Source organism: Pseudomonas sp. AP19 (assembly GCF_001728855.1).
GTDB lineage: Bacteria > Pseudomonadota > Gammaproteobacteria > Pseudomonadales > Pseudomonadaceae > Aquipseudomonas > Aquipseudomonas fluorescens.
Genome location: NZ_LXJP01000099.1, coordinates 1 through 10,649, shown reverse-complemented (window position 1 = coordinate 10,649; position 10,649 = coordinate 1). Strand labels below are relative to the sequence as shown.

Here is a 10,649-nt window from a genome sequence, read left to right as displayed (position 1 = left end):
AGGTTTGCGACCACGGCCGGCGACCGTGGCGGTGCCTCCCATCGCGCAACTCCTGAATTTTTAATTTCGCGGGTGTAAGAAAAAGGCCAAGGGGACGGTCTAGCTAACAAAACCCCCAGACTTTTGACCCTCCCCATACCCAAATGAGAATCACGATCATTTGAGCGTGATTTCCGGTCAATTTGCACGACTTCTCGATGGATTGCCCCAGCCGCCGTCCTCAGACGCCGTCTTCCTGCTGTGGCAAGGGTGGCAAAGGGCTTGCCAGTTCGAGCTATCCCAGAACACGGCCTTGTCACCTTTGTGAGCGACGATGTGATCGAGGTCAGTGGCCGCTACCACGAGACCTTGGCGCTCGCACTCGACACAGAGCGGATGCTTGGCCAAGTACGCCTTGCGCGCTTGCTGCCATTTATAGCTGTAACCGCGCTGCGCGCTGGTCTCACGCTGCCGCTCCTTGCGCTTGGCCTCGGCACTCTTGCCGATGTCCGCATGGTCATCACAGTAACGAGGGTTGCGGGTAAGGACATTGCAGCCCTGCGCGTTGCATGGCTTCTTTGGCCTCAAAGGCATAACCGCATCCACTCCGTTTTATTGAGCCGCGCGACTAAGCGCTTCGTCTGCCTTGTCTGCGGCCTTAGCTGCAGTTGTTGCTGCCTTCGATGCCTTGTCGGCAGCGGTGCCAGTCTTGCGGGTCAGCTCTTCAAGACGCTTGTCCCGCTCTTCCATGGCTGTGTCGTAGGCCTTGCGAATGTCTGTTATCTGGTTGCTCTGCTTATCAGCGAGTGCCCAGTACGCAGCCTGATAGCCAAGCACAGCACCACCACCAACCAGCAGCACGGCAATGGCCCAGACCTCGGCCCGCCTCCACCACCGGCGGGCAATGAACTCGAGTGCGCATCTGTCCATCAGGCGATACCTCCAAGCTTAGTGCGCAGGCGGTGGATCTCTTCGCTCTGCAGCGTGACGCGCTCGGTGAGTTGGCCGACCTGGCTGGTGAGGGCCTCGATCTTCCCTTCCATCCTGCCAACCGCAGCGGCGAGATCGTTACGCTCTTTCGCAAACTGATCGGCGCGGGCCTCAGCTTCTTTACGGGCCGAACGCTCTTGGTTCAGTAGCTCATTGAGACGGCGCAGCGTACCGATATCGGCGTTGTCCATGGCCCGATCGGTCGCGTCTTTAGACAGGAACTTGCGAAGCCAGAGCAGCCCGCCCAGAACGACAGTGGCACTACCGCCCAGCCAGGTAGCTGTGCCTGGGCCGAGGTCAGTAGGATCCATCGTCACTCCATGTAGAAAATGGCCTTGGCCAGTAATAGGTCAGCCCCGGCGGCACACCCCGCTCAGTGCGAAGGGTGTGGCGGGGCCGAAAATGAAAAGGCTCGCATGGTGGCGAGCCAGGGATTAGCGGGAGCGAAGCTGCGAAATTTGCGCTTCGAGCGCAGATACCCTGGCGCTCATAACAGAATCGGCCGTCATGCGCGCCGAACATTCCTGCGCGATGATGGCGCGAGTAACCGTGCCGTCATCAATGAATGACTGGCGGATGTATGTCACCCCGTCTACGACGATGAATGGCTTTACCTGTTGGCCATCATGCAGATCCGGAAGATGGTCGAGAACGCACCGAGGAGTGTCGTTCTCGCTGATCACTAATCTTCCGCCCTTGATGATCACATTCGAACGCTCAGCTGGGAGACCGTTGATCTCGAAGGTGCCAGCGGCCTGGTCAAATTCCCAGCCGGAAACGCCCGGCACGTAGTTGCTGGATTGGATAGAGCCGGACATTTGCTGTGCCTCAACGAAAAAGGCCCGCCGATATGGCGAGCCTCGATGTAGATCAGCTCCAGCAGCACTCCCAGCTCGGAGCAATGGGTGTGGTGGAGCCGAAAACGAAAAAGCCCCGGCATATGCCGAGGCTCAAGGAAGTGCAGAAAGCAAAAAGCCCAACTCTAGGGTCGGGCTTTGCTCGCGGAAAAACCGCAAAGTAACTGAAATCTATATGCAGGGACCGGGGCTGTCAAGCGGCCTGACGGCGAATATCTAAAGCCCCGTCAATCCACGCGATACCCGCCTTCCAGAGCCCGCGCGTCTTCTCTTCGCCGAAGCCCATTTTCTTGCCGACCTCCATCAGCGAGCTGTCGCGGGTAGTGTAGTACTTCATCAGCACCTGGCCGCATTCCGGATAGCGCTTGAGCAGTCGTCCCATCAGACCATCGATCATCAGGGCGTCGTCGTCGGTGATCATCGGCGAAAGGATGGTGTTCTCTCGGGACGCGCAGCAAGACACGCCAGAGCCCAGTACAACCCAGCGACCCCAATGCTCCAGCAGATCCTCGGCAGTGCGTTCTTTAAAGCTCGGTGTGAAGGCCATAGCTCAATCCCCTGTGTAGTTGGTGCCGCCGGCGCCGCGACGGTTGTTCTGGTTGTACTGAGCAGCCTGACCTTGATGACTAGCTCCGCACTCCAGCTCCTTTACCACGGCCCGAACGCTCCGCAGTTTCAGCCCCAACTGGATCACCAGATCCTGCATCAGAAGAGGCTCAAGCGTCTCCGCGTGAACGAAACCCGAAGAGTGGCAGCCGATGCATTCGAGCTGATGGAACACGCCGCGGATCAGTCCGGCCCCGTTACATGAGGGGCACTCAGTCATCGGTATCAGGCAACGCACAAAGGCGGGGCCACTGCTCTTTTTCATCATTTTTAAACCTCGCCCTTAACAAATTGCGGATCAGGCTCGCAGGCCCCGCCGTTCAAGGCGTCTACGAGGTTTTGCGAATCTTCATATCTAACGCCTGTCTGCGCGTGAATCGCCTTGAAGCCACGCCCATCTAACCAGTTGTGCCACTTCACCAGGGCCAGGCGACGTTGCTCCTTGGCCTGGGTGTTGATGTAGGTAGAGGCGATCTTGCCCAGCGAGTGGTTCAGCAGCATCTCTCCGATATGCCCATCGACGCCGAGGTCGGTCCAGGCTGTGCGGGCCACCTTGCGGAGGTCGTGGCTTGTCCAGGCGCCCTGCCCCAGCCGAGTGAAGACAGCACTGGCCTGGTGATCGCTCAGTGGCTTGCCACGGCGTGATGGGAACAGGAAAGCCCCTTCGTATCCCTGGGCGGCCTGTCGATCACGGTAGCGGGCCAGCAACGCGCAGACCTGGTCAGTCAATGGCACGCGCAACTCGGTCTTGGTCTTGGTGTGCTCTGCCGGCAAGAACCACTCACGTTCAGCCAGCGCGATGTCTGCCCAGCGTGATTGCCGCGTCTCACCGATACGGGTGCCGTGGCACAGCATCATCAGGGCCAGCATGGCGTCACCTGGCGCGCTATCAAAACGCTCAGCCAGCAGCGTCACTAGGTCCTGCACATGAACATCACGAAGGCGTGCAGGCTTGGGCATGATGCGCGCCGCGGTGAAGTTGCCAAACTTCAACTCGGCCATCGGGTTCGAGGGGATCAGGTCGAGCTTGCGGGCCTGCCGGAACGCCACGGCGAGCAGCCTGTACAGCTGCTGGACGTAAGACAGCGACAGTTCCGCCTGGGCTGGCCACATCAGCAGCTTGTCCAGGGTCTGCGCATTCACATCGCCGATCAGCAGATCATCCAGTCGCGGCTTGAGCTGGCAGCTGATGGCCGACTTGATCGCCGCCCGGCGCTTCTCCGAAAGCGCCTTGGACTTGGCCATGCGGGAGCCGTACCAGTCGAGCAGCTCACCCACGGTCACCCAGCCCGAAACACTGGCAGCGCCGTCGGCAGCCACGCGCAGACGCACCGCAGGCAACGCCGCGATTACCTGCTTGGTGTTGAGGTCAGGAAAGGCGCCGAGCCGGTGCCATTGGCGCTTGTTGAGCAAGTACCAGGAGCCACGGGTGCGATTCTTTGCGAAGCGGAAGTGCAACGCCGGATGGCTCGCGTCGCGCAGGTCGCGCACATGCTCAAGCTTGGCGTTACGGACGATCTCGGCATCCGACAGTTTCACCGTCAGGGTTTTGATTTGGGTGCTCAAGCGATCACCTTTCCTTCTTTGATCAAAATGGCCTGAGTCCGCAGAACGGCCTCGGCGTGATAGAGGCGGATCTCGTCGTAACTCATGCCCAGGGTGTTTCGGTTGGTGCGGCCATCGCTCAGGCTGTGGCAGTACTCGCACGCCCAGGCCCCGATCAGGTCTGGTGGCTTCATGCCCGTTCCGCAAATCCCCGCCAGGCGGTAATGGGCCAACACCACCGTTTCGGTATCGCCTGGGCAGCCCGGCAGACGGACCTGGCAGTCTCGACCGCGCGCGGCCTTGGTCAGCTTGGTCTGGCGGGTCATGGGGCAACCCTCTGGGATGTACGCAAATCAATCACTTGGTACGTCTCAGGCCACATCCCGCAGCCGTATCGAGCAGCCATGTTGCGGTCAGCGAAAAGCGCCATGGCGTGGTCAGGAGTGCCGCCAAGGTCGAACTTGAACGAGCAGCAAAAGACCGCGTATGGGTACAGGTGAGGCTCGGGCGTTGCCAGGAGACGATCAGCCACGGGAACCTCCGGCGCGGCATGCGCGCAGTTCGGCCAGGGCCCTATTGCCAACATCGGGGGTGATTTTTGGTTTAGGCGCAGCAAGCTCGGCAACCGGAACGGGCTCAAGACTCTCGCCCTGCCAAATTCGACGGCATTGGTTTAGGTACTGCTTTTCAAAGCTCGCCAGACCCAGTTCACGGGAGAGCAACGGCAGACTATGGAAGCCGGCGGCAGCAGTTGCGTGGTAGACGGCTGGGTGATACCACTTCGAACAGTTGCGCATTGCTGGGTGGCAATTGCGGAGCGCCTGAGCGTAAGCAGACTCGACGCTCGGAAGGCCCAAGCCTTCAGGTGCAAAGCACCAGCTGACAAAAACGCCAGGGGCCGGCACAAAAGCTGACTTGCTCGCACTCACTACCCTCATGCCGTGGTCGATCTGCTCCATACGGCTGATGCCTGAGCGCATGAACTCGCCAAGCCACTCAAGCTTAGAGGCGTTCATGACGGCCTCGGTGGGCCAGGACTGTCGCCAGGCGCCGCATGCCCCACGCAACCGAAGGAACAGGTCGTCAATAACCGCCCGGGTTGAAGGATCAACTGTGACCACAGCTAGAGATTGTTCGGGACCCTGATAGGTCGGATCTGACCGGCGGCGAGCAACCAACTCCCCCACAGCGACAGGCTTGCCTGCTCGATTCACAGTCGTACTCCTTTCGATGACCAGTCATCAACGCCCGAGCCTTCTTCGGTGCTCGCTGTGCCGGAGGCCTGGGCGCGCTCTCGCTTGATCCAACCTGCCAACTTGAAACACCAGCCACCGGAGGTATCGAGAACGGTTGTTTTGGCGACGAAGAACCCCTTGAAGCCGGATAGCAGATCTGGCGTAAGGGCATCAGCGGGAAGTCCGGCGATTTTCAGCTGGGTTTGCAGCGCCTGCATTGGGGGCTCGAACGCGGCAAACATCGCGAACCGCTGGCGGTCGTCTTGCGCCTCCAGAGCCTGGCGATCCTGCTCAGAAATCAACTCAGCAATTTCGCGCTGCTGCTGCTCTTCGGTTCCTTGATGGTTAAGTGATGGATTGGGTGCAGTGGCTGCACCCCGTTCTGTCGTAGGCTGCACCCCGTTCTGTTCAAGGCTGCACCCCGTTGCATCAGTGCGGGGTGCAGCTACTGCACCCCGCTTGAGCATCAGGTCGTACACAACTGGCCGTCGGTCATGGCGATCGATGTACACGGCAGCTAAGGCCTGATTACCACGAACAATCAGGCCTACCTCTTCCAGCAAGTCGAGCTTGATGCGGACGGTTCGCTCGGACAAACCAGTGTCATCAGTCAGGGTCTTGGCTGACGGGAAGGCGCCAACACCATTCGAGCTTGCGTAGTTGGCCAGGCACAGCAGCACATGGCGTGCGCTTGAGTCTTTGAGGGTTTGAACGGGCAGAGAGAGCGCCCAGGACATTGCTTGAACGCTCACAGCGAGTTTCCTTGGATTTGTTCGGCAAGAGTGGTGATGCCTTTGCGGGTGACCATGACCTGCTCGACTACCTTGAGGTCTTCTTCGGCGCCCTCCCCCACCTTGACCAGCTTGTGCTCAAGCAGGCCGGCGGTGAGACGGGACTGATACGCAGACCAGGCCGAGAACGCCGCACGGCGATAGATCCAGCGGTTGTCGCTGAGCCACTTGAAGAGCTTTAGAGGACCCACACCGAGCTGCTTGGCGGCCGTGGTGATGCAGACAGAGCCGTGGGTGCCGGCCAGACGCGCAAGAGCCTGAACCTTCGGTGCCTGCTGTTGGATGACCTGCTGAAGCTGTTGATTTTGTTCAGCCTGGTCAGCCGCGAGGCGCAGCGCTTCGGAGAAGCTGGTAGGTACCTGGATTCGCCCGATCAGCGTGGACTCCAGCGCTTGCCAGCGATCCACCAACGCTGCGGTAAATTGAGGGCTGAGTTGGGCGACTACGACAAAGCTGTCGCGCTTTCCAATCAGGTAGTGCCGACCTGGCCGACCAAGGCTTGCGGGGTTTTCCTCAACTTGAGGAAAATCAATAACCCGATCCACCACCAAAGAATCGATCGTGCGCTTGACGTTGTCATGGCGCTTCCCGGTCAACTCGGCAATTTCTCGGGAAGACATTTTGTGTTGTGACACTTTTTCATCACTCGCAAAAAGTGTCGCGACACTAGGGGTATTGCCAGGGGTAGATGTCATGTTCATAATGGCCCCACTGTGTTTTACAAGTTGTTGAAAGAGCCGGGTTGCAGCCCGGCTTTTTTGTGCCTGCGATTCAGGCGACTTTTATTGATGCCTTCAGTTGCGCCAGCGCCTCCTCGGCGTGAGCGATCTCTTTCAAGATCCGGGCGCGCTCCACCTGATCAACACGACCATCAGCCATCGCGGCATGGGTCTCGACGGTGACTTCGGCGAACTCCAGCGTTGCGCGACCTAGGGCCTCATGAATGCCGAGGGCTGCAGGCTGGTCTTTTTTCAAGATCGAATAACCGAACTCGCCAGCCAATGCAGACAGCGGGCGCATGTCTTGCGTGTGCAGAAGCAGCGCGTACATGTGTTTCACGTTGAACCAGGCGCCGTCGTAGTTCGCGTTGGCGCGCTGAAGCAGGCTTACCGGTGGCATTCCCAGCAGAGTTGCCAGGCTCTTCGTATCAGCCTCTTCCACAACCATGTCGCAAGCGTTCAGAAAGTCCTGCATCCGTAAAACCTCGAAAATGTTTATGTGGCTGAGCGCCATCACGCGTTGCAAAATGTTTCCCAAGGACCGGAGCGACAGCGGAGTCGCTTCAGGCCACCATTTCGGCCCAAGGAAAAGCGGGGCAAAGGTCTTCTTTCTTGAACGACCCGCCGGTCAAATCTTCGGCCCGCTTGGCAATGACAGGAGACATCCCGTGCTTACCCCGGACCCAACCAGAAACTGTGCTTTGATCGACCTTGAGCTTCTCGGCGGTGACTTCTTGCGTCCCGAAGAAGGCAACGAGGTCTTTAAAGATGGTCTTCATGCTGCCCCTCCGTATGTGAATACCCATATCGTAGATCATGGGCATACCACTTTGCAACGGTATGGGTGCACCAGTAATAATCGGGGGATGGAATATAAAGAACGAATCAAAGCCGCTCGGCGCCACGCAGGCCTCACCCAAGCTCAGCTAGCGAAGGTTGTTGGCATCGACCAGGCATCTATTTCTGATCTCGAGCGAGGTAGATCCCAGCGATCGTCTTATAACGCCTCGATTGCGAAGGCGTGTGGCGTGTCGGCCATATGGATCGAGAGCGGTACTGGGCCGATGGTGTCCGCCGATGCGGAGCCGTCCAACGTGAAAGACGTTGTTCAGCCTGAGATGCTCTATCGATACCCCGTCATCAGCTGGGTCTCTGCTGGGTCTTGGGAGGAAGCAGTTCAGCCATACCCAGACGGTTTTTCTGACAGGTATGAGATCTCGGATTACGACTCAAAGGGCCCTGCATTCTGGCTCGAAGTCAAAGGCGACTCTATGACGGCGCCGACAGGCACCAGCGTACCCGAGGGGATGATGATCCTCGTGGACACGGAGGCGGACGTGAAGCCCGGCAAGCTTGTGATTGCCAAACTTCCAGCCAGTAACGAGGCGACGTTCAAGAAGCTCGTAGAAGACGGCGGCATACGGTATCTGAAGCCATTGAACCCAGCCTACAAAATGGTCGAGTGCGATGAGCAGTGCCGGATCATTGGCGTTGCGGTAAGGATGAGCGGGAAACTGTAGATCCTCTCTTGCCGAACCAGCAAATAAATGAGCCCGCAGATAGCGGGTTTTTTTTGGCCTCATAAAAGAAAGAGTACAAATGTACTCCTTCCGTATTGCCGTTTCCTTATGGATCAAATACTGTCTATCCATACAGTAACAACAAGGAAGAAGCGCATGAGTATCTGCACAACCAGCACTACCTTTACACCCAACTCCTACGAGCAGGTTGGCCGGCGGATTCAACGCATGGTCTCCGACCCCGGCGTGCAAAAGGTCCAAGCAGTCACCATCCTCAGGCGTGAAGATGAATCCCCTGATGCCTGGGATCAAGTTCTCCAGGAATTTGACGAGACTGACGGAATCACCGTCGAGCGCTTGGCCGAAGGTAGCGTAAGGATTAGCTGGAAGAGATACATCGACCTGTAAGCGGAGCCCGCACTTAGCGGGCTTTTTATCACCCAAGGGAAAATATATGGGCTTACCCATTGACACAGAATATGTGCACACCTATATTTTGCCCATGCCGACACATAACCGGCATCGCTCTTTAACAGTCAGCGCAACAAAAAAAAGACCGCATTGCCTCTACCGGCGACCGGCGAGCAGACAGGCCCGAAAGCCTGCCAACGACAGGGAAAACCTTGTACGGCTGCTCGATGGTGAAACGCCAGAACCGAGTGAATGACCCGGCATGCAATGCGCCCCGCCACTTCCGGCGGCAATTGGACGGACAGCATCACTGCTGCACCTTGGCGACAGGGTGCAGCGGGATGTAACCCAACCCAGAGGAATGACCATGTTAGGCAAATTGTTCGGTAAAAAATCCGGCCAGGCTCGTGCGGCAGTCGCCAAGCTGGCAAACCGCGACCTGATGGAAGCAGTGGTGTACGGCTCGATCTACGTTGCGGCAGCCGATGGCGAGCTGGAAGAAAGCGAGCTGTCGAAGATCGAAACCATCCTCAGCAACAACCCTGCGCTCCAGGGCTTCGGCGCCGAGCTCTCTAACACCATCGACCGCGCCAAGACCGACTTCAAGTCTGGCGCTCGCATTCTCCGCCAGAACGCCGAGAAAGAACTGGGCGACCTGGCCCACTCCCCGGCCGAAGCGCTGACCGTTCTCAACGTCATGCTGACGGTGGCCGAGGCCGACGGCGAGATTGAACCCGCCGAGATGGTCGCACTGGAGCGCAGCGCCAAGCTGCTCGGCCTGAACCTGAAAGACCACCTGTAACCATGTTGGGCAGGCTCAGCAACAAAGCGCGCTCCCTGGCGGCCTACGGGCTCGCCGGTGGCGTTGTCTTCGTCGACTCGGCAAGCCGCATCTTATCAATGGTTGGCGACCTGGTACTGGTCGCTTTGCTGCTGGTGGTGCTGATGGCCGGCAAGGGGAAATCTCATGAAGCAAAGTAGCAGTTCAAGCACCAGTGGCGGCATCGGCATCCTGGGCTTACTCGGGGTCTTGTTCGTCGGCCTAAAGCTCACAGGCTATATCGACTGGTCGTGGTGGTACGTGACCATGCCGTTTTGGGGTGGTTTGGCAGTTGCCGTGGTAGTGATCGTGTTCATCTTGATTGGCTGGCTGCTCACTCGATTGTTGAACGCCAAGCGCTAAGCATCACTTCTGTCCATTCAACGAGTGGGCAGCGGGATGCGGACGAACACCTGGCAATGCCAGCCACCTGCATCCACCCGTGCGACGGGTGAGCGCTGCGATAGTCGCGTCATCAAAAGCAGTGCGCCCAGTAGTTCGGAATTGCCGAACACCTGAATCTCAACACGGAGGATTGGCGGCCATGTAAATCAAAGCGAACCCAAAACGACCAGCGTTGACGTATGGGGGCATATGTCACGCAACAAAAGCCCGGTTTCGACTGGGCTTTTTTACGCCTCGCCTTTATCCGTCAGCACCCTCCCCTGCGCCCAACGGCAAACAGCAGGCGGTCAGGATGCTGACGAATAAACGCAACCACAACCAAGGAGTCGGCATGAACCCAGCCATCCAACAAAGCCAAGCCGTTCTGCAGGCCCTGCGGGAACGGGTTTCGCTTTCCACCTCGGAGATGTACATGAAGATCGGTCGAGAAGAGCCAGTGAGGGTGCCGCGCTTCAACGTGGTGCCGCTCGGCAAGAACCTGTTCGATGTGGTGGAGCGCTCTACCGGCGTTTCCCGCGGCGCGCGCACCGGGCACGACGGCGCCTGCCAGTACGCAGAGCAGCTTGAGCGCAACGCCGACTTCTTCGATTCCGCCAAGGCGACATCGCGCCGTTTCGGGCGCCTGGTGCTGCGCTGGACGGTTGGCTTCGCCGTCATGCTCGCGGTGTTCGCCTACTACGGTGCGCAGCAATGATCGGCGTGCCAATGCCCAACCCTCGGGATTCGATCATCGAAAACCTGAACCAACAACTGGACGCCTACTTTAGTGCC

General features: G+C 58.6%; 19 protein-coding genes. 6 read left to right on the top strand and 13 right to left on the bottom strand.

Annotated elements, in window-relative coordinates; translation table 11 throughout:
• Nucleotides 1–177: 177 nt before the first annotated feature.
• The 13 genes from A7D21_RS33030 to A7D21_RS32965 all read right to left on the bottom strand — a co-directional run bounded on the left by A7D21_RS33030 (nucleotide 178) and on the right by A7D21_RS32965 (nucleotide 7,501).
• Nucleotides 178–573, bottom strand: coding sequence for an HNH endonuclease (locus A7D21_RS33030; protein ID WP_069553751.1), 396 nt, complete (start codon nucleotides 571–573; stop codon nucleotides 178–180).
• An 18-nt stretch (nucleotides 574–591) separates the two neighbouring features.
• Nucleotides 592–909, bottom strand: coding sequence for a hypothetical protein (locus A7D21_RS33025; RefSeq protein WP_069553750.1), 318 nt, complete (start codon nucleotides 907–909; stop codon nucleotides 592–594).
• Nucleotides 909–1,280 carry a chemotaxis protein gene (locus tag A7D21_RS33020; protein ID WP_047711381.1) on the bottom strand — a complete coding sequence of 124 codons (372 nt, stop codon included), beginning with the start codon at nucleotides 1,278–1,280 and terminating at the stop codon, nucleotides 909–911. The genes A7D21_RS33025 and A7D21_RS33020 overlap by 1 nt, the downstream gene beginning before the upstream one ends.
• A gap of 123 nt (nucleotides 1,281–1,403) precedes the next feature.
• Nucleotides 1,404–1,787: a hypothetical protein gene (locus tag A7D21_RS33015; protein WP_069553749.1), complete on the bottom strand. Its 384-nt coding sequence runs from the start codon at nucleotides 1,785–1,787 to the stop codon at nucleotides 1,404–1,406.
• Nucleotides 1,788–2,019: 232 nt separating this feature from the next.
• On the bottom strand, nucleotides 2,020–2,373 hold the full coding sequence (locus A7D21_RS33010; protein WP_065870011.1) for an antiterminator Q family protein: 354 nt from the start codon (nucleotides 2,371–2,373) through the stop codon (nucleotides 2,020–2,022).
• A 3-nt stretch (nucleotides 2,374–2,376) separates the two neighbouring features.
• A complete protein-coding gene (locus A7D21_RS33005; RefSeq protein WP_069553756.1) occupies nucleotides 2,377–2,697 on the bottom strand; it encodes a hypothetical protein in 321 nt (106 codons plus the stop codon).
• 5 nt (nucleotides 2,698–2,702) lie between these two features.
• Complete coding sequence (locus A7D21_RS33000; protein ID WP_069553748.1) at nucleotides 2,703–3,998, bottom strand: site-specific integrase; 1,296 nt, start codon at nucleotides 3,996–3,998, stop codon at nucleotides 2,703–2,705.
• Nucleotides 3,995–4,303: a DUF1364 domain-containing protein gene (locus A7D21_RS32995; RefSeq protein ID WP_069553747.1), complete on the bottom strand. Its 309-nt coding sequence runs from the start codon at nucleotides 4,301–4,303 to the stop codon at nucleotides 3,995–3,997. Before A7D21_RS32995 ends, A7D21_RS33000 begins: the two co-directional genes overlap by 4 nt.
• A 198-nt stretch (nucleotides 4,304–4,501) precedes the next feature.
• Nucleotides 4,502–5,191, bottom strand: a complete 690-nt coding sequence (locus A7D21_RS32985) for a replication protein P (protein ID WP_069553745.1) — start codon at nucleotides 5,189–5,191, stop codon at nucleotides 4,502–4,504.
• On the bottom strand, nucleotides 5,188–5,949 hold the full coding sequence (locus tag A7D21_RS32980) for a helix-turn-helix domain-containing protein (RefSeq protein ID WP_069553755.1): 762 nt from the start codon (nucleotides 5,947–5,949) through the stop codon (nucleotides 5,188–5,190). Before A7D21_RS32980 ends, A7D21_RS32985 begins: the two co-directional genes overlap by 4 nt.
• 11 nt (nucleotides 5,950–5,960) lie before the next feature.
• Complete coding sequence (locus tag A7D21_RS32975) at nucleotides 5,961–6,704, bottom strand: phage antirepressor KilAC domain-containing protein (protein ID WP_256556943.1); 744 nt, start codon at nucleotides 6,702–6,704, stop codon at nucleotides 5,961–5,963.
• 70 nt (nucleotides 6,705–6,774) lie between these two features.
• Nucleotides 6,775–7,239 carry a phage regulatory CII family protein gene (locus A7D21_RS32970; protein WP_256556945.1) on the bottom strand — a complete coding sequence of 155 codons (465 nt, stop codon included), beginning with the start codon at nucleotides 7,237–7,239 and terminating at the stop codon, nucleotides 6,775–6,777.
• Nucleotides 7,240–7,285: 46 nt separating this feature from the next.
• Nucleotides 7,286–7,501: a YdaS family helix-turn-helix protein gene (locus tag A7D21_RS32965; protein WP_069553753.1), complete on the bottom strand. Its 216-nt coding sequence runs from the start codon at nucleotides 7,499–7,501 to the stop codon at nucleotides 7,286–7,288.
• Nucleotides 7,502–7,588: 87 nt separating this feature from the next.
• Here A7D21_RS32965 and A7D21_RS32960 point away from each other — a divergent pair, with 87 nt between their 5' ends.
• The 6 genes from A7D21_RS32960 (at nucleotide 7,589) to A7D21_RS32940 (ending at nucleotide 10,572) form a co-directional block, all read left to right on the top strand.
• Nucleotides 7,589–8,242 carry a LexA family transcriptional regulator gene (locus tag A7D21_RS32960; protein WP_069553743.1) on the top strand — a complete coding sequence of 218 codons (654 nt, stop codon included), beginning with the start codon at nucleotides 7,589–7,591 and terminating at the stop codon, nucleotides 8,240–8,242.
• 156 nt (nucleotides 8,243–8,398) lie between these two features.
• Entirely contained in the window at nucleotides 8,399–8,650 is a 252-nt protein-coding gene (locus A7D21_RS32955) for a DUF1654 domain-containing protein (protein WP_069553742.1), read from the top strand.
• Nucleotides 8,651–9,020: 370 nt separating this feature from the next.
• Nucleotides 9,021–9,455: a tellurite resistance TerB family protein gene (locus tag A7D21_RS32950; protein ID WP_069553741.1), complete on the top strand. Its 435-nt coding sequence runs from the start codon at nucleotides 9,021–9,023 to the stop codon at nucleotides 9,453–9,455.
• A 2-nt stretch (nucleotides 9,456–9,457) separates the two neighbouring features.
• Entirely contained in the window at nucleotides 9,458–9,634 is a 177-nt protein-coding gene (locus tag A7D21_RS36000; protein ID WP_171902664.1) for a hypothetical protein, read from the top strand.
• Nucleotides 9,621–9,836: a hypothetical protein gene (locus A7D21_RS32945; protein ID WP_069553740.1), complete on the top strand. Its 216-nt coding sequence runs from the start codon at nucleotides 9,621–9,623 to the stop codon at nucleotides 9,834–9,836. The genes A7D21_RS36000 and A7D21_RS32945 overlap by 14 nt, the downstream gene beginning before the upstream one ends.
• Nucleotides 9,837–10,209: 373 nt before the next feature.
• Nucleotides 10,210–10,572, top strand: coding sequence for a hypothetical protein (locus A7D21_RS32940; RefSeq protein ID WP_069553752.1), 363 nt, complete (start codon nucleotides 10,210–10,212; stop codon nucleotides 10,570–10,572).
• Nucleotides 10,573–10,649: the final 77 nt, after the last annotated feature.